A 25198-nucleotide genomic window follows, 5' to 3' on the forward strand; every position below is an offset into this window, starting at 1 on the left:
ATGGCCCTTTACCAGGTGACGCCGAACCCAGCGGTATAGCGGGTCTTGCTCAACGCGCTTTCCGAGTCGCCACTAATAACGTCGCGCTCGGCCTTGAGGTTGAGAGAGGCCCACTCGGTGACTTTGTAGCGCAGGCCCATTTCCGCGTCCAGGGAATAGTCGGACGGCCCTGCCAACGGCTTGCCAAGCTCGCCATTGGTGAAGAATTCGACGGTCTTGCCCACCAGGTAGCGGTTGTAGTTCCACTTCATGGCCAGCGAGTAGAAGTTGTCCTTGCCGCCGTCCTGATATTCGTAATCGGTGCGGTTGACCAGCGAACCCAGGGAGAACGCACCCAGTTCGTCATCCCAGAACTGGTAGCCCGGGCCGGTACCCACCGTGCGCTGGCGAGACAGGTCTTCGACCTTGTCGCGCTTGTAGGTCAGGCGACCCTGCCAGAACCAGTGTTCGGTAAGAAACCGATCCAGGTCGTATTCCAGCGCCCAGTTGTCGGTGGTGGTCACATCGTCCTGGAATTCGCGGTTGTATTCGCCCTGAGCGGTATGCCGCCATTGGCCATGACGCGCGGTAGTCTTGAAGTCGATGTCGTAGTCGTTGGTGTCTTTTTCCGCACGCTTATAGTCCAGCGCCATATCGACATTGCCCTTCCACACCAGGTCTTCGATCACGGGTTTGGGCTTGATGATCTGCTGGATACTGGCCAGTTCGACCGTCTTGGGCGCTTCGCCGTTGGCCAGGGTGACTTTGCCGTCATCCGCCGCCTGCAGGGACTTGGCCTTCTCACCGGTGTAGGCATCCTGCTTGACCAGAAGCTCCTGGTCACTTTCCAGGGTCTTGACCTGCTTCCAGTCTACCGGGATGGCGCCAGCGTAGTCGGTCTGGATCAACAGTTTGCCACCGTCGAAAACCTTGATCTTGCCGGTCAGGCGGTCACCGTTCTTCAACCAGACGGTATCGGCGAGCAGCGGCGTGGAGGCGCTGAAAACAGCGAGGCATAGCAGGGTTCTGGACAACATAAGCAGATATGGGGCTCGAGTTTGGCGAAAAAACGGGCATTATCGGGGTGGATAACTTCTTAGCAAGGACTGACTCGGGTATTGCTATCGAGTTCCATGCTTAACGTTAGATTTGCAGACGTTTCCTACAAATAGACGGACATTTTCATCGGATATGCCCAGCGTGAACGAAACGACCGACGCCCCGCAAAGCCCGGCCGAAATGCGCCGCACGGTGCTGTACCTGACTCTCGCCCAAGTGCCTGAGGGCTGCGTAATCAGCTACGGGGAGCTGGCGCGCCTCGCCGGTTTGGGGCGCGCCGCGCGCTGGGTGGGCCGTACCCTGAGCCAACTGCCCGAGGACACCAAACTGCCCTGGCACCGGGTGCTGGGTGCCGGCGGTCGGATAAGTCTGCCGGTGGGCAGTGCCTCAGGTGACGAGCAACGCGCGCGTTTGCGCGGCGAAGGTGTCAGCATCCTGAACAATCGTGTTGATATTCAGCGTCATGGCTGGCGCCCGGTAGAGCACAGCGGTTAGAGTGCGCGCTTTATTTGCGTAATTCTGAGGCAGACTCCAGCCCATGCCCCGTAAAACCTGGCGCGCCGCGCTCGCCGCCTATGCCAGCCCCTCGACGTTAGTGCTGTTGCTGCTCGGCTTTGCTGCCGGCTTGCCTTACATGTTGGTGTTCTCGACGCTTTCTGTGTGGTTGCGTGAGGCCGGTGTGGCCCGCGAAACCATCGGTTATGCGAGCCTGATCGGCCTGGCATACGCCTTCAAGTGGGTCTGGTCGCCCTTGCTCGACCAATGGCGCCTGCCGCTGCTCGGCAAGCTCGGACGTCGTCGTTCCTGGCTGGTACTGTCCCAGACGCTGGTGATCCTCGGATTGATCGGCATGGGGTTCTGCGATCCGCAAAAGCACCTTTCCTGGCTGATCGCCATCGCCGTGATCGTCGCCTTCGCTTCCGCCACGCAAGATATCGCCGTCGACGCCTACCGCCTGGAAATCGCCAGCGACAGCCAGCAGGCCGCGTTGGCCGCCAGCTATATGTCCGGTTATCGCGTGGCCGCCCTGCTGGCCACCGCCGGCGCGCTGTTCTTCGCTGAAGGCTTTGGCTCCACCGGCTTCAATTACAAGCACTCGGCGTGGGCTGGCACTTATGTGCTGTTCGGTGCGCTCATGGTGCCTGCGTTGCTGACTACCCTGTTCATGCGCGAGCCCAATGTGCCACTGCGCACCCAGTTACAGGCCGGGCGCTACAGTTTTGCGCACCAGTTGGTCTCGGTGTTCGTACTGATCGTGCTGTTGGTGTCGGTACCGGCGATGTTTACCCAGCTGTACAACACAGACTTCGCCAGCGTGCTGTTCCACGGCGTCAGCCTGCTGGATCTGCTGCTGGAAGACCGCGCGTTCCTGCGGGCCATCCTCTATATCATCCTGACCACCCTGTGCCTGTCGACCATGGGTCGCCGAGGCCTGGCGCCGGTGCTCACGCCGGTCAACGACTTCATCCTGCGCTACCGCTGGCAAGCCTTCCTGCTGCTGGGGTTGATTGCGACCTATCGGATGTCGGACACGGTAATGGGCGTGATGGCCAACGTGTTCTATATCGACCAGGGGTTTACCAAGGACCAGATCGCCGGCGTCAGCAAGGTGTTCGGCCTGATCATGACCCTGCTGGGTGCCGGCATGGGCGGCCTGCTGATCGTGCGCTTCGGCATCCTGCCGATCCTGTTTATCGGCGGCATTGCATCGGCCGGTACCAACCTGCTGTTCGTGATGCTCGCCGACATGGGCCCGGACCTGCAGATGCTGATTTTCACCATCTCCCTGGATAACTTCAGCTCAGGCATGGCGACCTCAGCATTCGTCGCGTACCTGTCGAGCCTGACCAACCTGAAATTCTCCGCCACCCAATACGCCTTGCTCAGCTCGATCATGTTGCTGCTGCCACGCTTGATCGGCGGGTATTCAGGGGTGATGGTCGAGAAATTCGGTTACCACAACTTCTTCCTGGTCACCTGCCTGCTGGGTGTGCCGACGCTGATCCTGATCGCCTTGCACTGGTTCCAGGAAAGCCGGCGGATTCGCTTGAATCCTCCCGAGGAAAACGAATCACTGTAGGAGCTGGCTTGCCCGCGATAGCATCAGCGCGGTGCAACTGATACACCGTGTTGCCTGCATCGCAGGCAAGCCAGCTCCCACAGAAGCCCCGCTCCAGCAACCAGATGCCTGTACGTCGGCAGCAAGCGCCCGTACAATCCAAAGTCATTTCAAGTCCAAGCAACCGACAACGGCCTACCATGCGCACCAGTCAATATTTGCTCGCCACACAGAAAGAAACGCCTTCCGACGCGGTCGTGATCAGCCATCAGCTGATGCTGCGCGCCGGCATGATCCGCAAACTGGCCTCGGGCCTGTACACCTGGCTGCCCATGGGCTTGAAGGTGATGCGCAAGGTCGAAGCCATCGTTCGTGAAGAAATGAACGCTGCCGGCTCTCTGGAAGTGTTGATGCCGAGCACCCAACCGGCTGAGCTGTGGCAGGAATCCGGGCGCTGGGAAGAGTACGGCCCAGAATTGCTGCGCTTCAAGGATCGTCACGGCCGCGATTTCTGCGCCGGCCCGACCCACGAAGAAGTCATCACCGACCTGATGCGCAACGAGTTGAGCAGCTACAAGCAGCTGCCCCTCAACCTGTATCAGATCCAGACCAAGTTCCGTGACGAAATCCGCCCACGCTTCGGTTTGATGCGCGGCCGTGAATTCATCATGAAGGACGCCTATTCGTTCCACGCTGACCAGGCGTCCCTGCAGGTCACCTACGACCGCATGCACACCGCCTATTGCAACGTGTTCACCCGCCTGGGCCTGAAATTCCGCCCGGTTGAAGCGGACAACGGTTCCATCGGCGGTGCCGGCTCCCACGAGTTCCACGTGCTGGCCGAATCCGGTGAAGACGATATCGTGTTCAGCAACGGTTCCGACTACGCGGCGAACATCGAGAAAGCCGAAGCCGTGCCACGGGAAACTTCCCGCCCTGCGCCAAGCGAAGAGCTGCGCCTGGTGGACACGCCTGAGACCAAGACCATCGCGGCCCTGGTGGAAAAATTCAATCTGCCGATTGAAAAGACCATCAAGACCCTGATCGTGCGCGCCGAAGAAGAAGGCAAGCTGATCGCCCTGGTGATCCGTGGCGACCACGAGCTTAACGAAATCAAGGCCGCCCAGCAGCCAGGCGTTGCCAGCCCGCTGGTCATGGCCACCGACTCCGAACTGCGCGACGCCATTGGCGCCGGCGCCGGTTCCCTGGGTCCGTTGAACCTGCCGCTGCCGATCATCATCGACCGTTCGGTTGAGCTGATGAGCGACTTCGGCATCGGTGCCAACATCGATGACAAGCACTACTTCGGCGTGAACTGGGAACGTGACCTGCCGGTTCCGACCGTGGCCGACCTGCGTAACGTGGTAGCCGGCGATCCAAGCCCGGATGGCAAGGGCACGCTTGAAATCAAGCGCGGCATCGAAGTCGGGCACATCTTCCAGCTGGGCAACAAGTACAGCAAGGCGATGAAGTGCGAAGTGCTGGGCGAGAACGGCAAGCCGATCACCCTGGAAATGGGCTGCTACGGCATTGGTGTTTCCCGCGTGGTTGCGGCTGCCATCGAGCAGAACAACGACGAGAAAGGCATCATCTGGAGCGACGCCCTGGCGCCATTCCAGGTTGCCCTGGTACCGCTGCGCTACGAAACCGAGCAAGTACGCGAAGCCACCGACAAGCTGTACGCCGAACTGACGGCTGCCGGCTTTGAAGTGCTGCTGGATGATCGGGACAAGAAAACCAGCCCGGGCATCAAGTTCGCCGACATGGAACTGATTGGCATCCCGCACCGGATCGTGGTCAGTGACCGCGGCCTGGCCGATGGCAATCTGGAATACAAGAGCCGGACCGAAGCCGAAGCCCAACCGTTGCCGGTGGCTGACGTGCTGTCTTTCCTTCAGGCGCGTATTCGTCGCTGAAAACCAGATCAAGAGTCGTCATGTTCAAGCGAAACACCATAGCCCTGGGGGGCGCCACGTTATGTGGCGCCCTGCTGGTCAGCGGCTGCGCCAACCAGATGTCGCAACGCAGCGAGCACGAGGAACGCATCGAGCGCAAATTGCTCGATCACAGCCTGCAGATCGATGTGGGCGAGCCCAAGGTGCTGGAGCTGCCGCAACGCCGGGTTCGCATTCACGAGCAAAAGACCTTTGAGGTCACCGAATTCGAAGTCACCCGTCGCTACGACCGCTACACGCCCTACCAGCCTTGGCGCAAACTCTATGAGATGCCCCTTGGCACGGTTGCGCTCGTGGCGGGTGTCGGCGCCAACGTGGCGAATATCTTCGCCCTGGGCAACCTGCCTGCGAGCATGACCCGCGACTGGCTCAGCTACGGCGTGGACGGGATCAACCCGTTCATGAACGTGCAATCCAACGGCCGTGCGCAACAAAACCTGGCGGGCATCGATGAAGTCCAGCGCGACAAGCGCGTGGAGTATTCGAGCCTGCCCTGGAGCGAGCGCCCGGTGCAGGTGACCGCCGGCAAGCAAACCTTTGACCTGACCACCGACCGTAATGGCGTACTGCGCCTGAACCTGTTGGACAGCCCGTTTGCCGAACATGACCTGAACCGCATCAGCACCCTGAAGATCAGTGTTGAGGATGCCCAGGATGACGTGCATTCGGACTCGTCACTGGCCATCAGCAGCACCCTGCGGGGCAAATTGCTCGAAGCACATGCGCTGATCTACGACGACCTGGAAGACGACGAGGTCAACGAGTGGGTGCACCGGGTCAAGCGCCTGTCGGAGCTGGGCCTGGAAGAGGAAGCCAGTGAGCTTGAACAAAGCCTGATCGAGCTGACCCGTAATGATCCGGAGCTGCAGCAGGAATTCCTGCAGGCCTTGACCAAGGATGCCGGGCGCCTGGTGGCAGACCCTGAGGCACGCTAACCTCCCGTAGCAGCTGCCTCGCTGGGGCTCGACAGCTGCTACGCGGATAACCTACCAACACAGCTCAAGCTGCTCGTTGCCGCTGCTCAAATCCAGCAGTCGCACGCCAATCCCCAGCAATCGCACCGGCTTGCCGCCGCGATTGAACGCCTGGGTCAACAGCTGCCGATAACTCTCCAGGTCCCGCCCTGCCCCGGCCTGTTCCAGGGTCGTCTGGGTAAAGTCGTGAAACTTCACTTTGACGAACGGCTTGCCCGCCCGATAGCTACTGTCGATGCGCGCCATGCGCCCGGCGAGGGTGTCCATCAGTTCGGGTAGTTTTTCCAGGCAACTGGGCAGGTCCGGCAGGTCGACATCGTAGGTATTTTCCACACTGATGGACTGCCGCCGGCTGTCGTTCTGCACCACACGGTCATCGATCCCACGAGCCAGGCTCCAGAGGCGCTCGCCAAAGCTGCCGAATTCACGCACCAGCGCCAGCTTGTTCCAGTCCCGCAGTTGCAGGCAATCCTCAATCCCCAACCGCGCCAGCTTGTCAGCCGTGACCTTGCCCACGCCGTGGAGCTTTTTCACCGGCAGCGCCGAGACAAAGTCTTCGACCTGGTCGGGGGTGATCACAAACAGTCCGTTGGGTTTTTTCCAGTCGCTGGCGATCTTGGCGAGGAACTTGTTCGGCGCCACGCCCGCAGAAACGGTGATGTGCAATTGGTTGGAGACCCGCCGGCGAATGTCCTGGGCAATGCGCGTGGCACTGCCGCCGAAATGTGGGCTGTCAGAGACGTCCAGGTAGGCCTCGTCCAGGGACAACGGTTCGATCAGGTCGGTGTAGTCGCGAAAGATCGTCTGGATTTCCTTGGACGCTTCTTTATAGGCATCCATGCGCGGTTTGACGATGGTCAGGTCCGGGCACAGCTTCAAGGCGTGCCGGGACGACATGGCCGAACGTACACCGTAGGCCCGCGCCTCATAGTTGCACGTGGCGATCACCCCGCGCCGGTCTGCCGAGCCGCCCACCGCCAGCGGTTTTTGCGCCAGGGTCGGGTCGTCGCGCATCTCGATGGCGGCGTAGAAGCAATCACAGTCGACGTGGATGATTTTGCGCTGCGTCATATATAAGGCAGTGGTTCTGGGCAGAAAACGAACAGGCGGGCAGTATCTCACTCACACCTGTATATAGCACCAGTAGTTTGAATCTTCCGCCTAAGCGGTGGGAAAATTCGCACATGAATTCATTTTCTCAATCGAAACTCACCCCCCGATAGAGCTGAAAGCCTCGGCCAGACTGGCCCGCAGGCCCATCAAGGGGCCACCTTGGAGAGCTAACCGATTGAACCACAAGCGCTTTTCTTTGAATCAGCGGTTGACACACTCGCGTTCCTCTGTAGAATGCCGACACACAGACGCGGGATGGAGCAGTCTGGTAGCTCGTCGGGCTCATAACCCGAAGGTCGTCGGTTCAAATCCGGCTCCCGCAACCAAACATCAAAAAAGGCTACTCGAAAGAGTGGCCTTTTTTGTGCCTGTCTGTTTTAGCCCTCTTTTCGATTGTCTGACAAAAAACCTTTTCCAATCGCGCACTTACCACCCGTGCGTGACAATCCGAGGCTAATTCGCACTTATTTGACCCATCGGCCGATTAACGGTTGACACCCCGGCGTTGCTCTGTAGAATGCCGCCACACAGACGCGGGATGGAGCAGTCTGGTAGCTCGTCGGGCTCATAACCCGAAGGTCGTCGGTTCAAATCCGGCTCCCGCAACCAAACATCAAAAAAGGCTGCTCGAAAGAGTGGCCTTTTTTGTATCTGACGAAAAAGTCCTTTTGAAACAATGGCATGGCATCTTTCATGAAACCGTACACGGTTTGTAGAGTCCATCTCATTGCAAGCTATGCTAAGTCTTCAAGCACTGTCCTTCTACGACCAATGGGCGCTGTCGCTGCACTTCGCGATACGCGTTAATATTTGTAATTATTTTGTCCATAGGGATTGGTAACTTGGCTGGATACCTCCATCCTGTCGCGCACAATCCACGAGGTGATTGATGCGCGCCAACTCGTCTGAACCACAAGACACTGTCACAGCGACACAACCGATCACTCCCACCCGTTTGCGCTGGCTGGATCTGTTGAGCAAATACCGCCAACCCATCGGGCTGGCCGTCACGTTGTTGCTGTTCGCAATCGCCCTTATTGCCTGTCGCCACCTGCTGCTTGAGCTGGACTTGTACGCGCTCCACGATTCGATCCTGGAAGTGCCGAAACCTGCACTGCTGGGCGCATTCGGTGCCGCGGTCGCAGGCTTTATCATTTTGTTGGGCTATGAGTTTTCCGGCGCCCGCTATGCCGGGGTGAAACTGCCGGCCAAGACCCTGGCCTACGGCGGCTTCACCGCATTCGCCATCGGCAACGCCATTGGCCTGTCGATGCTCTCGGGCGGCTCGGTGCGCTACCGTTTATATGCACGGTATGGCGTCGGCGCCTCGGAAGTGGCCCGCATGACCGTGTTTGCCAGCCTCGCCCTGGGTTGCGCCCTGCCACCACTGGCAGCCCTGGCCACCCTGAGCAACCTGCCCGCCGCCTCCAACGCACTGCATTTGCCGGCGAGCCTGCTCGGCGGTATCGCAGGCGCTGTACTGTTGTTGACCGCAGCACTGTGCATCGGCATCTACCGTCGTCGCCTGCCGGAACAACCGTATCCGGACAACCTGCTGGTCAAGGCCGGGCGCCGCACCCTGCGCCTGCCAGGCCGTCGCCTGACCTTCCTGCAACTGATCATCACCGCCCTCGACGTCGCCGCTGCCGCCACCGTGCTTTATCTGCTGCTGCCGGAAGCGCCGCCCTTCGGCCCGTTCCTGCTGGTGTACCTGCTGGCCCTGGCCGCGGGTGTGCTCAGCCATGTGCCGGGCGGTGTCGGGGTATTCGAAGCGATCCTGCTGGCGGCCTTTGCCGACAAGCTTGGCGCTGCGCCACTGGCGGCCGCCTTGCTGCTGTACCGGATGATCTACGTGGTGCTGCCGCTGTTGATCGCCTGTGTGTTCCTGCTGATCAATGAAGCCCAGCGCCTGTTCCAGACGCAGCAAAGCCTGCGGGCGGCCTCGGGCCTGGCCGCACCGATCCTGGCCGTACTGGTTTTTTTGTCCGGCGTGGTCCTGCTGTTTTCCGGCGCAACCCCGGAAATCGACTCACGCCTGGAAAACATCGGCTTCCTGATTCCTCATCGCCTGATTGACGCTTCGCACTTTGGTGCCAGCCTGATCGGCGTGCTCTGCCTGTTGCTGGCACAAGGACTGCGTCGCCGGTTGTCCGCCGCGTGGATGCTGACCATGGTGCTGCTGCTGACCGGCGCCCTGCTCTCGCTGCTCAAGGGTTTCGACTGGGAAGAAGCCAGCCTGATGACCATGACGGCGGTGCTGCTGGCGATCTTCCGGCGCTCGTTCTACCGCGCCAGCCGCCTGACTGAACTGCCATTCTCGCCGCTGTACCTGGTGGCCAGCGTGTGCGTGCTCGGTGCGTCGATCTGGCTGCTGTTGTTCGCCTACCAGGACGTGCCCTACAGCCATCAGCTGTGGTGGCAGTTCACCCTCGACGCCAACGCCCCACGTGGCCTGCGCTCGCTGCTGGGCGCTGCCGTGGTATTGGTGGTGGTCTCGCTGACCTGGCTGCTGCGCACCGCGCGCCCGATCATCCACCTGCCAACACCCGACGAACTGGAACGCGCCACCAAGATCCTGATGAACTCGGCGCAACCCGACGGCGGCCTGGCCCTGACCGGCGACAAGGCCCTGCTGTTTCACCCCAACGACGAAGCGTTCCTGATGTACGCGCGTCGCGGTCGCAGCCTGGTGGCCTTGTATGACCCGATCGGCCCGACCCTGCAACGGGCCGAGATGATCTGGCAGTTCCGTGACCTGTGCGACATTCACCATGCGCGCCCGGTGTTCTACCAGGTGCGGGCAGAGAACCTGCCGTACTACATGGACATCGGCCTGACCGCGATCAAGCTGGGCGAAGAAGCCCGGGTCGACCTGAAACGCTTTGACCTGGAAGCCAAGGGCAAAGAGATGAAGGACCTGCGCTACACCTGGAACCGCGGGACCCGTGACGGCTTGTCCCTGGAGATCCACGAAGCCGGCCAGGCCCCGATGGAGGAGCTGAAAGTCATCTCCGACGCGTGGCTGACCGGCAAGAACGTGCGGGAAAAGGGCTTTTCCCTCGGACGATTCAGCGACGACTATCTCAAGCACTTTCGTATTGCGATCATTCGCTTCGAAGGGCGCCCGGTAGCGTTTGCGAACCTGCTTGAGACCTACAGCCATGACCTGGCCAGTCTCGACCTGATGCGTGCGCACCCGGACGCGCCGAAGTTGACCATGGAATTCATGATGGTCGGCCTGATTCAACATTATAAGAACCATGGCTACGCCCGCTTCAGCCTCGGCATGGTGCCGTTGTCGGGCCTGCAACCACGACGTGGCGCCCCGCTGACCCAACGCCTGGGCTCGATGGTGTTCCGCCGTGGCGAGCAACTGTATAACTTCCAAGGCTTGCGCCGCTTCAAAGACAAGTTCCAGCCTGACTGGGAACCCCGTTACATGGCCGTGCCCGCAGGACTTGATCCGCTGGTGGCACTGGCCGATACCGCCGCCCTGATTGCGGGCGGCTTGACTGGATTGGTGAAACGCTGATGATTCGACGCTCCTGGCGGTATGTATTGGCCTTTGTAGTGCTGCTCGCCCTGGTCCTGGGTGGCGGCTATTGGTACTGGAACCGCCCTGCCCCGCAGCCCGCCCTGGAGCAATTGCCCCAGGCCGATGGCTCGGTCATGACGCGGGTAACCCCCGGCACTACCCCGAAGGCCCGCGTGGCCGTGGCCGTACTGGCCGACGAAACCCTGACCGACAGCCAACTGATCGCCCTCAGCCAAGGCGGCGCGGCGCAGATCGTCCAGGTGATCCTGCCCAAGGACGACTGCAAGCTGCAGGAACAAGCCCTGCAAACCGCCCTGGGCCAGCTTGCCGGCCCGGCGACCCTGGTCAGCGGCATCGGCCCTGGCGCATCCCTGGCCTGGCGCTGGCTGGCCGCACAGAACGACGACAAGGCCAACGCCATCTCCGTCGGCTTCGCAATCGCACAGCCAGGCTGCAATGACCCGCTGCCGAAAACCTCGGCCCACGGCAGCTGGCTGGTCGCCTGGAACGACAACCCTGACGACGATGCCGCCAGTTTCGTACGCGATACACCGCGCGCCACTACCAGCATCAGCGACTACGACGTTCACTACCCGCAAGTGCTGAACAACGAACTGCGCAAACAGCTGGTAGGTTCGGACAACGGCGGCCTGGCGATCCCGGTGGTCGAAGTGCCGGCTGGCCAGGCCAAGGACACGGTCACCCTGTTCCTCTCCGGTGACGGCGGCTGGCGTGACCTGGACCGCGACGTGGCCGGGGAAATGGCCAAGATCGGCTACCCGGTGGTCGGCATCGACACCCTGCGCTACTACTGGCAGCACAAGACCCCGGAACAAAGCGCCAAGGACCTCACCGAGCTGATGCAACACTACCGGCAGAAGTGGGGCACCAAGCGCTTCGTGCTGACCGGTTACTCGTTCGGCGCCGACGTGTTGCCGGCCATCTACAACCGCCTGCCGGAAAACGAGCAGCAGCGTGTAGACGCAATCATCCTGCTGGCCTTTGCCCGCACCGGCAGCTTCGAGATCGAAGTGGAAGGCTGGCTGGGCAACGCCGGCAAAGAAGCCGCCACCGGCCCGGAAATGGCCAAGCTGCCACCGGCCAAAGTGGTATGTATCTACGGTGCCGAAGAAGTCGATGAAAGCGGCTGCACCGACAAGACCGCTGTCGGCGAAGCCGTGAAGCTGCCTGGCGGCCATCACTTCGACGAGAATTACCCGGCGCTGGCCCAGCGCCTGGTGGACATCATCAATAAGCGTCAAGGCACCCCCAAGGCCGAATAAGCGCCCACAAAAAAGCCCCCGCTGCCGCAAGGCACCGGGGGCTTTTTGTTGATTGCCCGTAGCAGCTGTCGAGCCCCGGCGAGGCTGCGTCGGCAGCACCACCGCTTCACGGTCAGACCTCTGGACCGGGTCGCGCCCCTCGCAGCCTCGCCAAGGCTCGACAGCGGCTACGGGGGGACGCTGCCAGGGCTTACATTTCTACCTGGGTACCCAGCTCGATTACCCGGTTAACCGGCAGCTTGAAGAAGCGCAGGTTGCCGTTGGCATTCTTGAGCATGAAGGCGAACAAGCCCTCGCGCCAGCGCGCCATGCCTTTGATGCGGGAAGCGATCACGGTTTCACGGCTGAGGAAGTAGGTGGTGCGCATCGGGCTGAAGTCCAGGTCATCCAGATGGCACAGCTTCAGCGCCTCGGGCACGTCCGGCTCGTCGGTAAAGCCGAAATGCAGGATCACCCGGAAGAAGCCTTCGCCGTAGGCATCCACCTCGAAGCGGCGGGCGACAGGCACCCGCGGAATGTCCTCGTAGACCACGGTCAACAGCACCACTTGCTCGTGCAGTACCTGGTTATGCAGCAGGTTGTGCAGCAGTGCATGGGGCACGGCGTCGGGCCGCGCGGTGAGGAACACTGCGGTGCCCTGCACGCGATGGGGCGGCTGCACGCGGATACTGCTGATAAAGATCGGCAACGGCAGGCCGCCCTCGTCGAGGCGGTCCACCAACAGTTGCTTGCCACGCTTCCATGTCGTCATCAGGACAAACAGCACAATGCCCGCAAGTACCGGGAAGGCGCCGCCCTGGACGATCTTCGGCACGTTGGCCGCGAAGTACAGCCCGTCCACCAACAGGCAGCAGACCAGGACCGGTACTGCAAAGATCGGTGGCCATTTCCACAGCAGCAGCATCACTGCCGACACCAGGATAGTGGTCATCAACATGGTGCCGGTCACCGCTACGCCATAGGCCGATGCCAGTGCGTTGGAGGACTCGAAACCCAGCACCAGCAGGATCACGCCGACCATCAGCGACCAGTTCACCGCGCCGATGTAGATCTGGCCCTGTTCGGCACTGGAGGTGTGCTGGATATGCATGCGCGGGATGTAACCCAGCTGGATAGCCTGGCGGGTCAGGGAAAACGCGCCGGAGATGACCGCCTGGGACGCGATCACCGTGGCCAGCGTGGACAACACCACCAGCGGGATCAGCGCCCAACTCGGCGCCAGCAGGTAGAACGGGTTGCGCGCGGCTTCAGGATCGCCAAGCAGCAGGGCACCCTGGCCGAAATAATTGAGCACCAGCGCCGGCAACACCAGAATGAACCAGGCGCGGGCGATGGGTTTGCGGCCGAAGTGGCCCATGTCGGCGTACAGCGCCTCGGCACCGGTCAACGCCAGCACCACCGCGCCAAGGATGGCCACGCCAATGCCCGGGTGAGCCTCGAAGAAACGCACGCCCCACATCGGGTTCATGGCGTTGAGTACTTCCGGATGCTGGGTGATGCCGTAGGCGCCGAGGCCACCCAGCACCAGGAACCAGGTCACCATCACCGGCCCGAATAACTTGCCGATGCGATCGGTGCCGTGTTTCTGGATCAGGAACAGGGCCACCAGCACGACCAGAGCAATCGGCACGACCCACTTTTCCAGGCCATCGAACGCCAGTTCCAGGCCTTCCACCGCCGATAACACGGAAATCGCCGGGGTGATCATGCTGTCGCCGTAGAACAGCGCCGCGCCGCACAGGCCACAGACCACCAGGAAACTGCGCAATCGCTTGCGCTCGCCCGCCGCTCGTCGCGCCAACGCGGTCAAGGCCATGATGCCGCCTTCGCCCTGGTTATCGGCGCGCAGCACGAACAGCATGTATTTGATCGATACCACCCAGATCAGCGACCAGAAGATCAGCGCCAGGATCCCCAGCACGCCGTCATGGTTGACCTGAACCCCATAGCCGCCGGTAAACACCTCTTTAAGGGTGTAGAGCGGGCTGGTGCCGATATCGCCGTAAACCACCCCCACTGCCGCCACCAGCATGCCGATCGGCTTTGCGTTGGACTGCTCGGCACCTGCCGCCTGACTACTTGCCTGACCCATCAACCACTCCTGCCCTTTGACCTGCGGTCTTTTATAAACAGCGCGCCTGCTGCGGGCGCCTATGCTGTGCACAGCATGCGCTGCTTTACTTCTCGTTACAGACGATTTATTGACCGAGGAAATTCACTCAGGTGCAACGGCGCGAAGCATAGCGCAGCACTCGTCGTATTTCCCTGCATAAAGCTGGTCAAGAGCGATTCCCGTCGCTAGAATTGCGCACTTTTTGATCAGAGGCACACCAAGTGCCCATCCGCAGCCTTTCGTGCACGACTGGCGGCGTCATTCAATACCGAGGTTAGACATGTCCACCACCATCGCAAAAGCCAACCCCAAGGTCGGCTTTGTATCCCTGGGTTGCCCAAAGGCTCTGGTCGACTCCGAACGCATCCTTACGCAACTGCGCATGGAAGGTTATGACGTCGTGTCCACCTACCAGGACGCGGACGTGGTGGTGGTCAACACCTGCGGCTTCATCGACTCGGCCAAGGTCGAGTCCCTGGAAGTGATCGGCGAAGCCATCAAGGAAAACGGCAAGGTGATCGTCACCGGCTGCATGGGCGTGGAAGAAGGCGCTATCCGCAACGTGCACCCGAGCGTGCTGGCCGTGACCGGCCCGCAGCAGTACGAGCAAGTGGTCAACGCCGTGCACGATGTGGTGCCGCCGCGCCAGGACCACAACCCGCTGATCGACCTGGTGCCGCCACAAGGCATCAAGCTGACGCCGCGCCACTACGCCTACCTGAAGATTTCAGAAGGCTGCAACCACAGCTGCAGCTTCTGCATCATCCCCTCGATGCGCGGCAAGCTGGTGAGCCGCCCGGTGGGCGACGTCCTTGACGAGGCCCAGCGCCTGGTCAAATCCGGCGTGAAAGAGCTGCTGGTGATCTCCCAGGACACCAGCGCCTACGGCGTCGACGTGAAATACCGCACCGGTTTCTGGAACGGCGCGCCGGTGAAAACCCGCATGACCGAACTCTGCGAAGCCCTGAGCAGCCTCGGCGTCTGGGTGCGCCTGCACTACGTCTACCCGTACCCGCACGTTGACGAGTTGATCCCGCTGATGGCCGCCGGCAAGATCCTGCCGTACCTGGACATCCCGTTCCAGCACGCCAGCCCGAAAATCCTCAAGGCCATGAAACGCCCGGCTTTCGAAGACAAAACCCTGGCGCGCATCAAGAACTGGCGCGAGATCTGCCCGGACCTGATCATCCGTTCCACCTTCATCGTCGGCTTCCCCGGCGAAACCGAAGAAGATTTCCAGTACCTGCTGGACTGGCTGACCGAGGCCCAACTGGACCGCGTCGGCTGCTTCCAGTACTCGCCGGTGGAAGGTGCTCCGGCCAACCTGCTGGACGCGGCCATCGTTGCGGACGACGTCAAGCAGGACCGTTGGGAGCGCTTCATGGCCCACCAACAGGCCATCAGCTCGGCGCGCCTGCAACTGCGCGTCGGCCGCGAGATCGAAGTACTGATCGACGAAGTCGACGAGCAAGGCGCTGTTGGCCGTTGCTTCTTCGATGCGCCGGAAATCGACGGTAACGTGTTCATCGACGATGCCAGCGGCTTGAAGCCGGGCGACAAGGTCTGGTGCACCGTGACCGACGCCGACGAGTACGACCTGTGGGCTGAAAAGCGTGCATAAGATGTAAAGAATTGAAAAAGCCCTGCCTCTGGACAAGATGCGGGGCTTTTTTAGGTCTATCGTTTTGCCCATCGGCGCCAATTATCGGCAAGGGGCAGCGGGCATGCGTCAGCATTCGGTTATCCACACACCCAAATCCTGCGACTATCAGGAACTGACCCGGATCTGGGAGGCATCGGTGCGGGCCACCCATGACTTCCTGCCGGACAGTTACATCGAGTTGCTGAAAACCCTGGTGCTGACCCGCTACCTCGACGCGGTGATGCTGATCTGCACCAAGGACTCACGCCAGCGCATCACCGGGTTTGCCGGAGTGGCGGCGGGCAAGGTCGAGATGCTGTTCATCGACCCCGCACACCGTGGCCAGGGCCTGGGCCGGCAGTTGCTGCGCTATGCCATCGAGTGCATGAACGCCGACCAGTTGGACGTCAATGAGCAGAACCCGCAGGCCTTGGGCTTCTACTTCAAGCAGGGCTTCGAGGTGATCGGACGCACGGAGCACGACGGCATGGGCCAGCCTTATCCGTTGCTGCACATGCGCCTTAAACAGGTACAACAAGCTCGCAGCGGCTGACACAACAAGGATCAAATGTGGGAGCTGGCTTGCCTGCGATGCGGCTCCCCCGGTATGCCAGATACACCGAGGCGATGCCATCGCAGGCAAGCCAGCTCCCACAAAAAGCCACAGCGCCAAAATGGAGCCGGGATTAACCGGCGCCACACAGGTACAATAGCCGCCCCCTTTTGTTTCGGCCCTTGTCATGACTGAACCCCTACGCCTCTCCAAACGCCTCATCGAACTGGTCGGTTGCTCCCGTCGGGAGGCTGAGCTGTTCATCGAAGGCGGCTGGGTCACGGTGGACGGCGAAGTGATCGACGAGCCGCAGTTCAAGGTCACCACCCAGAAGGTCGAGCTCGACCCTGAAGCCAAGGCCACCGCGCCGGAGCCAGTGACCATCCTGTTCCACGCCCCCGCCGGCGTGGACGCCGAGACGGCCATGGCGTCGATCAACGCCGAGACCCTGTCGGAAGAACACCGCTTCAGCAAGCGCCCGCTCAAAGGCCACTTCCTGCGCCTGACCGCCAGCAGCGACCTGCAAGCCAAGGCCAGCGGCCTGCTGGTGTTCACCCAGGACTGGAAGATCTTGCGCAAGCTGACCGCTGACGCGAACAAGATCGAACAGGAATACGTGGTGGAGGTGTCCGGCGACATGGTCGCCCACGGCCTGAACCGCCTCAACCACGGCCTGACCTACAAAGGCAAGGAATTGCCGGCGGTGAAAGCCAGTTGGCAGAACGAGAACCGCCTGCGCTTTGCGCTGAAAAACCCGCAACCGGGTGTGATTGCCTTGTTCTGCGAAGCCGTCGGCCTGAAAGTCGTCGCCATTCGACGCATCCGCATCGGCGGAGTGTCCATCGGCAAAGTGCCGGTGGGCCAATGGCGCTATCTGTCCGGCAAAGAAAAGTTCTAAGACTTTTTTCGCCGCCGAATCTCTCGATACCGCCTGCCTGGGCGGTGTCCACAGTTGAATGACCAGGATTGCCCACATGATTCACAACGACGTACTGCGCAGCGTGCGCTACATGCTCGACATCAGCGACAACAAGATGGTCGAGATCACCAAGCTCGGCGGCATGGAAGTCACCAAGGACGACCTGCTGACCTACCTCAAGAAAGACGAGGAAGAAGGCTTCGTGTTCTGCCCGGACGAAGTCATGGCGCATTTCCTCGACGGCCTGGTGATCTTCAAGCGCGGCAAGGACGAAAGCCGTCCGCCGCAGCCGATCGAACTGCCGGTGACCAACAACATCGTCCTGAAGAAACTGCGGGTGGCCTTCGAACTGAAGGAAGACGACATGCACGCGATCCTCAAGGCCTCCGAGTTCCCGGTGTCCAAGCCTGAGCTGAGCGCGCTGTTCCGCAAGTTCGGCCACACCAACTACCGCACCTGCGGTGACCAGCTGCTGCGCAACTTCCTCAAGGGCCTGACCCTGCGCGTTCGCGCCTAAGCCCGTGAACTACAGCGTCTCGCCCATCGGCTTTGTCCGCTCCTGTTTCAAGGAGAAATTCGCCATCCCGCGCCAGCCCCAACTGGCGCCTGCCGCCCGGGGCGTGCTGGAGCTGGTGGCGCCGTTCGACCAGGGTGAGGCGGTGCAGGGTTTGGAACAGGTCAGCCATGTGTGGTTGCTGTTCCTGTTCCACCAGGCGCTTGAAGACAAGCCAAGGCTGAAAGTGCGCCCGCCGCGGTTGGGCGGCAACAAGTCCATGGGCGTGTTTGCCACCCGCGCGACACACCGGCCCAACGGTATCGGGCAGTCGGTGGTCAAGCTGGACAAGGTGGAGGACGGCCGCTTGTGGATATCCGGCATCGACCTGCTGGACGGCACGCCGATTCTCGACATCAAGCCCTATGTGCCGTACGCAGACATCGTTGACACCGCGAGCAACAGCATCGCCAGCGCCGCGCCGCAGCTGATTCCCGTGCAGTGGCTGAAGACTGCTCTGCAACAGGCGCAAGGACACGCTGAGCGCCTTGGCGAGCCATTGGTGGCATTGATCGAGCAGTGCCTGGCGCAGGACCCACGGCCGGCATACCAGACGCCGGGGCCGGAGCGGGAATACGGGGCGCAGTTCTGGGATGTGGATGTGCGGTGGCACTATCCCGAGGCGGGGATGATTTGTGTGCTGGAAGTGATTGCCGCCAAGTAAACCCCGGAAATGAAAAAGCCCGCATTGCCTGTGAAGGCAACGCGGGCTTTTTATTCACACCACAAAAGCAAATCGGTTCGCTTATTTCTCGACGAACGCACGCTCGATCAAGTAGTCACCCGGCTCACGCATCCGCGGGGAAACCTTCAGGCCGAAGCTGTTCAGCACTTCGCTGGTCTCGTCCAGCATGCTTGGGCTGCCGCACAGCATGGCGCGGTCGTCTTCAGGATTGATCGGCGGCAGGCCGATGTCGCTGAACAGCTTGCCGCTGCGCATCAGGTCGGTCAGGCGGCCTTCGTTTTCGAACGGCTCGCGGGTGACGGTTGGGTAGTAGATCAACTTGTCACGCAGGGCCTCGCCGAAGAACTCGTTCTGCGGCAGGTGCTCGGTGATGAATTCGCGGTAAGCGACTTCGTTGACGTAACGCACGCCGTGGCACAGGATCACTTTTTCGAAACGCTCGTAGGTTTCAGGGTCCTGGATCACGCTCATGAAGGGCGCGAGGCCGGTGCCGGTGCTGAGCAGGTACAAATGCTTGCCAGGCTTCAAATCGTCAAGCACCAGGGTGCCCGTCGGCTTTTTGCTGATGATGATCTCGTCGCCTTCCTTCAAGTGCTGCAACTGGGAAGTCAGCGGGCCATCCGGCACCTTGATGCTGAAGAACTCCAGATGCTCTTCCCAGTTCGGGCTGGCAATGGAGTAAGCGCGCATGAGCGGGCGGCCGTTGGGCTGTTGCAGGCCGATCATCACGAACTGACCGTTCTCGAAGCGCAGGCCCGGATCGCGGGTGCACTTGAAGCTGAACAGAGTGTCGTTCCAGTGATGAACACTGAGGACACGCTCGTGGTTCATGTTGCTCATGTACGGGGGACTCCTGGAAATGGGTCTGCGCCAACTGTTGGATGCGCAATTGCACAGCATTCTAATGGCGGCGACAATATCTGTTAACTGGATTATTAAGATAAGGGTTATCGGTTATATCGATATGCGATTTACTCTACGTCAACTGCAAGTCTTCGTCGCCGTCGCCCAGCAGGAAAGCGTCTCGCGCGCTGCTGGCCTTCTGGCCTTATCTCAATCCGCCGCCAGCACCTCGATCACCGAGCTGGAGCGTCAATCCAGCTGCCAATTATTCGACCGCGCCGGTAAACGCCTGAGCCTCAACGCCCTCGGTCATCAGCTATTGCCCCAGGCCGTGGCGCTGCTGGACCAGGCCAAGGAGATCGAGGACCTGCTCAACGGCAAGTCGGGCTTCGGCTCCCTGGCGGTGGGCGCCACGCTGACCATCGGCAACTACCTGGCCACGCTGCTGATCGGCAGCTTCATGCAGCAGCATCCCGAGAGCCAGGTGAAGCTGCATGTGCAGAACACTGCGCATATCGTGCATCAGGTGGCGCACTACGAAATTGATCTGGGTCTAATCGAAGGCGACTGCAGCCACCCGGACATCGAGGTACAAACCTGGGTGGAGGATGAACTGGTGGTGTTCTGCGCGCCCCAGCATCACCTGGCCAAGCGCGGCCAGGCCACCATGGAAGAGCTGACCCATGAGGCGTGGATCCTGCGGGAACAAGGCTCCGGTACGCGCCTGACCTTTGACCAGGCCATGCGGCATCACCGCAGCGCGCTGAATATCCGCCTGGAGCTGGAACACACCGAGGCGATCAAGCGGGCTGTGGAATCCGGATTGGGGATTGGCTGCATTTCCCGGCTGGCGCTGCGCGACGCCTTCCGGCGCGGCAGCCTGGTGCCGGTGGAAACCCCGGACCTGGACCTGGCCCGGCAGTTCTACTTCATCTGGCACAAGCAGAAGTACCAGACCTCGGCCATGCGCGAATTTCTGGAACTGTGCCGTTCCTTTACCGCCGGTGTGCAACGCAGCGACGAGATCGTGCTGCCGACAATCGCCTAGATCAGGATGACGGCCCACACCAGGGTAATGATGGTCAGCGCGACAAACTGGGCCGCGCTGCCCATGTCCTTGGCGTTTTTCGACAAGGGGTGCAGGTCCAGGGAAATCCGGTCGATCGCCGCTTCGACGGCCGAGTTGAGCAACTCGACGATCAACGCCAGCAGGCACACGGCAATCAGCAACGCGCGTTCCACCCGGCTGACGTTGAGGAAGAAACTCAGCGGGATCAGGATGACGTTGAGCAACACCAACTGACGAAACGCCGCCTCGCCGGTGAAAGCCGCACGCAGGCCATCCAGGGAATATCCCCCCGCGTTGAAGATACGTTTGATACCGGTTTGACCTTTGAAAGGCGACATAGAGTAGGCAACTGAGCAAAAAGATGTGGGGAAACTAGAGCAAGCAAAGTCAAAAAAACGTGAATGAACAGCGTCTTAATGCTGCGAAATTGACTCAAGTTGTTGCAAGAGCAGCGCTGCCTGGGTTCGCGTTCGTACACCCAGCTTGCGGAAGATCGCCGTGACATGGGCCTTGATGGTCGCTTCCGACACGCTCAGCTCATAGGCAATCTGCTTGTTCAGCAGCCCTTCGCAGACCATGGTCAACACCCGGAACTGCTGGGGCGTCAGGCTGGCCAGGCCATCACGGGCGGCCTTGGCTTCGTCGGAGACATTGATCTCTTCAAAGGCTTGCGGCGGCCAGGAGACGTCGCCGTCCAGCACCGTACGCACGGCTTTCTGGATATCTTCCATGGAGCTGGACTTGGGAATGAAACCGCTGGCACCGAACTCCTTGGAGCGCACCACCACCGACGCTTCTTCCTGGGCCGAGACCATCACCACCGGAATCTGCGGGTATTGCCCGCGCAGCAGCACCAGCCCGGAAAAACCGTAGGCACCGGGCATGTTCAGGTCCAGCAGGACCAGATCCCAGTCGGATTTTTCGGTGAGGCGGGTTTCCAGCTCGGCAATGCTGGCGACTTCGACGAGGCGTACATCCGGCCCCAGGCCCAGCGTGACCGCCTGGTGCAGCGCGCTGCGAAACAGCGGGTGGTCATCGGCAATCAGGATTTCGTATGTGGCCATTTATTAAATGATCCTGTTTTTTAGGGGGCACTGATGGGTTCAGTGCTCGCCAACGCGCAAGGTGGCTGCCAGGCCAGCAGTCACCAAAGGGCGCGCTCAACGTCAAAACACGACGTATCCAATCTGTGACAGCGCCCCAATCGGCGCCAAGCATGCCCAGCGTAGCCTGGGTGGTCAAGCGCTACGCCCGCGGCCATTTTAGCGGGCTGCAGGTTTGCGCGGCCATCATGCAAAGGTCGGCTGGCCATGACCCCTATAGATAAGGTGCAAGGCGAGTATGGACGATGTCGGCCGGGTCCAGCGCCAACTGAAATTTAGCGGCCAGGTAATGGGTGCTGAACACGTCCAGATAGGCGTCGAGCACTTCGCTGGCCGCCTGATCGTCAGCGAGCTCCAGGCACAGGGCCGCGACTTCGGCGGTGCAGAAGTGATCATCACGCTTGGAGCGGCGCAGCTTGTAGCGCGACAGCTGCTCGGGGGCCAGGCTCAGCACCGGCAAATGCTCCAGGTACGGGCTTTTGCGGAACATCTTGCGTGCTTCACTCCAGGTACCGTCCAGCAGAATGAACAGCGGGCGCTTGCCCTCCTCCAGCCGGACCTGATTGACCACCCGCTCCGGCGCGACGAATTCGCCGGGAAACACGATGTAAGGCTGCCATTGCGGGTCGGCCAGCAAGGTCAGCAACTCCGGTTCAACCTCAGTTCGTGACCAGGGGAACGCGGTGGTGTCGTTGATCACATCGGCAATCAGCCAGCCGGTGTTGCTGGGCTTCATCGGTTCTACGTCATGCATCAGCAGGCACATGGCGGATTTGGCCTGGACCTTGGGCCGCCAGGCGCACAGGCAATACTCGGGAATTACCCGACAACCTGGGCAGCGCTCGGCGCGTGAACCCCGTGCCACAAAAGGCTTTACGGCGCGGGCCAGGCGCTGGGTGCGCAAACGGGAGACGGCATGGCTCATCGGGTGCGCCGCAGGAAAGTGGAAATCGACACGAATAGAACTCGGCAAGGCAAAAGTTGCCGCAGTTTACCAGAGGCGCCTGCGCCCACCTGCACTTCCCGGTAATACGCTGGCCGTAGTGGCAAGCGCTCACCTATAATCCCGCGCCACTGAACGCTCAGCGCAGTGGCTGGTCTATGCACCAGTAACCGAATCAGGAGAGTTTCATGCTGCGTCTTATGTCGCGTGTTGTAGTTCCGTCCGTCGCCCTGGCGCTGGTCTTGCCTCTGGGCGCCCAAGCGGCCTCGCTGCTGGAGGCTCAACTGAACAGGAAGCTGCAAAGCGTCGCAGAGGAAAGCAACAAGGACCTGCCCCGGGAAATCGACGACAAGACCCTGGAAGTGGCCTACACCGTCGAAGGTTTGCAACTGATCGATCATCTCAGCGTACAGCCTGATCGCGCCGAGCAAATGCGCGCCAATCCCAAGGCTGTGTATTTCCAGCTGGGGCAAAGCGTGTGCCTGAACAAGGGCTATCGCGAGCTGATGGCCAAGGGCGCGATCATGCGTTACGAGATTACCGAGAACAAAACCAACCGCCCGGTGGCCTCAGTGAAATTCCAGGAAGCGGATTGCCCGGCTCCGGCTGCGGCGAAGAAGAAAAAGTAAGCGATGCCTCCTTTCGCGCGCCGCTGACCAGCGGCGCGCAAAATGCCCCTCTGAACCATCCGCCCTTGCCCGCTCGCGGCAGCGTCTAAACTCCCTCACAAGTGATCAATAAGCGGTTGCCAGCCAAGACTTTATAGGCTCATGATCAATTCATCCCGAAAGCCTGAAACAGCGGGTTTTCACACCGTTTTGTAACATTTTCAGGGCAAAAGAGGGTTGCTCTCCTGTGCGTGCAGTGCAAAGGTTTTTAAACATAAGGAACATACAGAACCGGTTTCGCCCACCTCGTTAATCAGAGGCAACGACACATGCAGTGTCGTGGTCCCGACGAATTTCTCGCCGGCACCCAGGGTTCTGTGAAGAAGGAGAAGTTGAATGCCTTACGAACCGAATGAACTCCTGATCCGCCAATTTCAAGAAAACGGCACCGACCTCACGCAGCAGGTCGACGCGCAACTCCACCTGATTGCGCCCAACAGCCCGAATATTCCCCTTTATCGCGACATGATCTTCACCGTATTGCGCATGGCCCAGGACGACCGCAGCCGCTGGAACGCCAAGATCACCCTGCAAGCAATCCGCGAACTGGACCACGCCTTCCGCGTGCTCGAACAGTTCAAGGGGCGACGCAAAGTCACGGTGTTCGGCTCGGCGCGCACGCCGGTGGAAAGCCCGCTGTACGCATTGGCTAGGGAAGTGGGCGCGGTGCTGGCCCGCTCGGACCTGATGGTGATCACCGGCGGTGGCGGCGGCATCATGGCGGCGGCCCACGAAGGTGCCGGCCTGCAACACAGCCTGGGGTTCAACATCACCCTGCCCTTTGAACAGCATGCCAACCCGACCATCGATGGCACCGAGAACCTGCTGTCCTTCCACTTCTTCTTTACCCGCAAGCTGTTCTTCGTCAAGGAAGCCGACGCCTTGATCTTGTGTCCGGGCGGTTTTGGCACCCTGGATGAAGCGCTGGAAGTGTTGACCCTGATCCAGACCGGCAAAAGCCCGCTGGTTCCGGTGGTGCTGCTGGATGCACCCGGCGGCAGCTTCTGGCAAGGCGCCCTGGACTTTATCCGCAGCCAGCTAGAGGCCAATCGCTACATCCTGCCCACCGACCTCAAGCTGGTACGCCTGGTGTACAGCGCTGAAGAGGCGGTGGAAGAGATCAATCAGTTCTATGCCAACTTCCACTCCACTCGCTGGCTCAAGCGCCAGTTTGTGATTCGCATGCATCATCCGTTGAGTGACCGTGCACTGGCTCACCTGCAAGAAGCGTTTGCCAGCCTGCGACTGAGTGGCGACTTCCAACAAATCGCCTACACCGGTGAAGAGCATGATGAACCAAGCTTCAGCCATCTGACGCGGCTGGTGTTCAACTTCAACGGGCGCGATCAGGGACGGTTGCGTGAGTTGGTGGATTACATCAACTTGCCGGAGAACTGGGCCCAGGCCCAGGGAAAAACGCAGCAGCGGGTGACGGAGACGGCGTGATCTGCCCCTGAAACGCAAAAAGGCCCGCTATTTTCTTAGCGGGCCTTTTTGTTTTAACTGTGCCTGAACAAGCCACACACATTTAGTGTGGGAGCTGTCGAGCCTTGGCGAGGCTGCGATGCAGGCGCTGCGGGCTCTCAGGTACACCGAGGCGATCCCATCGCAGCCTCGCCAAGGCTCGACAGCTCCCACATATGATCTCTATATGCCTGGACCAAGCGCTCAGTTGGCTTAGTCATCCAGATCCTTACCGCTCAACAAGCGGCTGATCATCTCCATCGAAAAACCGCGATAACTCAGGAAGCGACCTTGCTTCGCCCGCTCCCGCGCATCAATCGGCAGATGACCGGCAAACTTGCGCCGCCAGGTATCTTCCAATTGCGCCTGCCAGTTGATGCCCGACTCACGCAAAGCGAGTTCGATATCAGCACGTTGCAGGCCGCGCTGGCTCAGCTCTTCACGAATTCGCGCAGGGCCATAGCCGGATCGGGCTCGGTAGGAGACAAAACTTTCGAGGTAACGGGATTCCGACAGCAGTCCTTCTTCCGTCAAACGGTCAAGGGCTGCGTCGATCATCTCGGGATCTGCGCCGCGCTGACGCAGCTTACGCGTCAGCTCGACTCGACCGTGCTCGCGCCGTGCGAGCAGGTCCATTGCAGTGCGCCTTACGGCGACGGGTGTATCGAGGACAACACTCATCGTTT

Annotated in this window: 22 protein-coding genes and 2 tRNA genes; 16 read left to right on the top strand and 8 right to left on the bottom strand. The window is 60.7% G+C overall.

Annotated elements, in window-relative coordinates; translation table 11 throughout:
• Positions 1–8: 8 nt before the first annotated feature.
• Positions 9–1016, bottom strand: a complete 1008-nt coding sequence (locus V3W39_RS21990; protein ID WP_177046776.1) for a DUF481 domain-containing protein — start codon at positions 1014–1016, stop codon at positions 9–11.
• A 154-nt stretch (positions 1017–1170) separates the two neighbouring features.
• Between V3W39_RS21990 and V3W39_RS21995 the strand changes: the two genes are divergently transcribed.
• The 4 genes from V3W39_RS21995 (at position 1171) to V3W39_RS22010 (ending at position 5987) form a co-directional block, all read left to right on the top strand.
• A complete protein-coding gene (locus V3W39_RS21995) occupies positions 1171–1533 on the top strand; it encodes an MGMT family protein (protein WP_177046778.1) in 363 nt (120 codons plus the stop codon).
• A gap of 43 nt (positions 1534–1576) precedes the next feature.
• Positions 1577–3118, top strand: coding sequence for an AmpG family muropeptide MFS transporter (locus tag V3W39_RS22000; RefSeq protein WP_177046780.1), 1542 nt, complete (start codon positions 1577–1579; stop codon positions 3116–3118).
• A gap of 179 nt (positions 3119–3297) precedes the next feature.
• The gene (locus V3W39_RS22005; protein WP_003208614.1) at positions 3298–5013 is read left to right on the top strand and encodes a proline--tRNA ligase; all 1716 of its coding nucleotides are present in this window, start codon (positions 3298–3300) and stop codon (positions 5011–5013) included.
• A gap of 20 nt (positions 5014–5033) precedes the next feature.
• Positions 5034–5987 (top strand): hypothetical protein, encoded by a 954-nt coding sequence (locus V3W39_RS22010; RefSeq protein ID WP_330213338.1) that lies wholly within the window; start codon positions 5034–5036, stop codon positions 5985–5987.
• A gap of 51 nt (positions 5988–6038) precedes the next feature.
• Here V3W39_RS22010 and dinB read toward each other — a convergent pair whose 3' ends face one another.
• Entirely contained in the window at positions 6039–7097 is a 1059-nt protein-coding gene (gene dinB, locus V3W39_RS22015; protein WP_177121902.1) for a DNA polymerase IV, read from the bottom strand.
• A 291-nt stretch (positions 7098–7388) separates the two neighbouring features.
• Here dinB and V3W39_RS22020 point away from each other — a divergent pair.
• The 4 genes from V3W39_RS22020 to V3W39_RS22035 all read left to right on the top strand — a co-directional run bounded on the left by V3W39_RS22020 (position 7389) and on the right by V3W39_RS22035 (position 11957).
• Positions 7389–7465, top strand: a tRNA-Met gene (locus V3W39_RS22020).
• A gap of 206 nt (positions 7466–7671) precedes the next feature.
• Positions 7672–7748 (top strand) — tRNA-Met (locus V3W39_RS22025).
• Positions 7749–8028: 280 nt separating this feature from the next.
• Positions 8029–10671 (top strand): bifunctional lysylphosphatidylglycerol flippase/synthetase MprF, encoded by a 2643-nt coding sequence (gene mprF, locus V3W39_RS22030; protein ID WP_177046793.1) that lies wholly within the window; start codon positions 8029–8031, stop codon positions 10669–10671.
• Entirely contained in the window at positions 10671–11957 is a 1287-nt protein-coding gene (locus V3W39_RS22035; RefSeq protein WP_330213339.1) for a virulence factor family protein, read from the top strand. Before mprF ends, V3W39_RS22035 begins: the two co-directional genes overlap by 1 nt.
• Before the next feature lie 190 nt (positions 11958–12147).
• Here the strand turns inward: V3W39_RS22035 and V3W39_RS22040 are convergent, their stop codons facing one another.
• Entirely contained in the window at positions 12148–14049 is a 1902-nt protein-coding gene (locus V3W39_RS22040; RefSeq protein WP_177046797.1) for a potassium transporter Kup, read from the bottom strand.
• 301 nt (positions 14050–14350) lie between these two features.
• Between V3W39_RS22040 and rimO the strand changes: the two genes are divergently transcribed.
• From rimO to tsaA, 5 genes are all read left to right on the top strand, one after another.
• Positions 14351–15691, top strand: coding sequence for a 30S ribosomal protein S12 methylthiotransferase RimO (rimO, locus tag V3W39_RS22045; protein ID WP_442968421.1), 1341 nt, complete (start codon positions 14351–14353; stop codon positions 15689–15691).
• Positions 15692–15794: 103 nt separating this feature from the next.
• Positions 15795–16265 (top strand): GNAT family N-acetyltransferase, encoded by a 471-nt coding sequence (locus V3W39_RS22050; protein WP_330213340.1) that lies wholly within the window; start codon positions 15795–15797, stop codon positions 16263–16265.
• A gap of 187 nt (positions 16266–16452) precedes the next feature.
• Entirely contained in the window at positions 16453–17163 is a 711-nt protein-coding gene (locus V3W39_RS22055; protein ID WP_003208627.1) for an rRNA pseudouridine synthase, read from the top strand.
• 76 nt (positions 17164–17239) lie between these two features.
• Positions 17240–17701 (top strand): DUF1456 family protein, encoded by a 462-nt coding sequence (locus tag V3W39_RS22060; protein WP_010170047.1) that lies wholly within the window; start codon positions 17240–17242, stop codon positions 17699–17701.
• A 4-nt stretch (positions 17702–17705) separates the two neighbouring features.
• A complete protein-coding gene (gene tsaA, locus V3W39_RS22065; protein ID WP_177115594.1) occupies positions 17706–18401 on the top strand; it encodes a tRNA (N6-threonylcarbamoyladenosine(37)-N6)-methyltransferase TrmO in 696 nt (231 codons plus the stop codon).
• 81 nt (positions 18402–18482) lie between these two features.
• On the opposite strand, the gene fpr is transcribed toward tsaA, so the two are convergent.
• Entirely contained in the window at positions 18483–19262 is a 780-nt protein-coding gene (gene fpr, locus V3W39_RS22070; RefSeq protein ID WP_003189055.1) for a ferredoxin-NADP reductase, read from the bottom strand.
• Positions 19263–19386: 124 nt separating this feature from the next.
• On the opposite strand from fpr, the gene V3W39_RS22075 reads away from it, so the two are divergent.
• A complete protein-coding gene (locus V3W39_RS22075; RefSeq protein WP_003208633.1) occupies positions 19387–20313 on the top strand; it encodes a LysR family transcriptional regulator in 927 nt (308 codons plus the stop codon).
• Here V3W39_RS22075 and V3W39_RS22080 read toward each other — a convergent pair.
• From V3W39_RS22080 to V3W39_RS22090, 3 genes are all read right to left on the bottom strand, one after another.
• Entirely contained in the window at positions 20310–20672 is a 363-nt protein-coding gene (locus V3W39_RS22080; RefSeq protein ID WP_177046803.1) for a diacylglycerol kinase, read from the bottom strand. The genes V3W39_RS22075 and V3W39_RS22080 overlap by 4 nt on opposite strands.
• A gap of 75 nt (positions 20673–20747) precedes the next feature.
• Positions 20748–21398 (bottom strand): response regulator transcription factor ErdR, encoded by a 651-nt coding sequence (gene erdR, locus V3W39_RS22085; protein WP_003208636.1) that lies wholly within the window; start codon positions 21396–21398, stop codon positions 20748–20750.
• A gap of 253 nt (positions 21399–21651) precedes the next feature.
• Positions 21652–22362 carry a tRNA-uridine aminocarboxypropyltransferase gene (locus tag V3W39_RS22090; protein WP_177046805.1) on the bottom strand — a complete coding sequence of 237 codons (711 nt, stop codon included), beginning with the start codon at positions 22360–22362 and terminating at the stop codon, positions 21652–21654.
• Between the two features lie 206 nt (positions 22363–22568).
• Here V3W39_RS22090 and V3W39_RS22095 point away from each other — a divergent pair, with 206 nt between their 5' ends.
• Both V3W39_RS22095 and V3W39_RS22100 read left to right on the top strand, forming a co-directional pair.
• Complete coding sequence (locus tag V3W39_RS22095; RefSeq protein ID WP_177046807.1) at positions 22569–23009, top strand: PA3611 family quorum-sensing-regulated virulence factor; 441 nt, start codon at positions 22569–22571, stop codon at positions 23007–23009.
• 375 nt (positions 23010–23384) lie between these two features.
• Complete coding sequence (locus V3W39_RS22100) at positions 23385–24494, top strand: TIGR00730 family Rossman fold protein (RefSeq protein WP_177046809.1); 1110 nt, start codon at positions 23385–23387, stop codon at positions 24492–24494.
• Positions 24495–24725: 231 nt separating this feature from the next.
• On the opposite strand, the gene recX is transcribed toward V3W39_RS22100, so the two are convergent.
• Entirely contained in the window at positions 24726–25193 is a 468-nt protein-coding gene (recX, locus tag V3W39_RS22105; RefSeq protein ID WP_177115592.1) for a recombination regulator RecX, read from the bottom strand.
• Positions 25194–25198: the final 5 nt, after the last annotated feature.

Source organism: Pseudomonas sp. Z18(2022) (genome assembly GCF_036346535.1).
GTDB lineage: Bacteria > Pseudomonadota > Gammaproteobacteria > Pseudomonadales > Pseudomonadaceae > Aquipseudomonas > Aquipseudomonas yamanorum_A.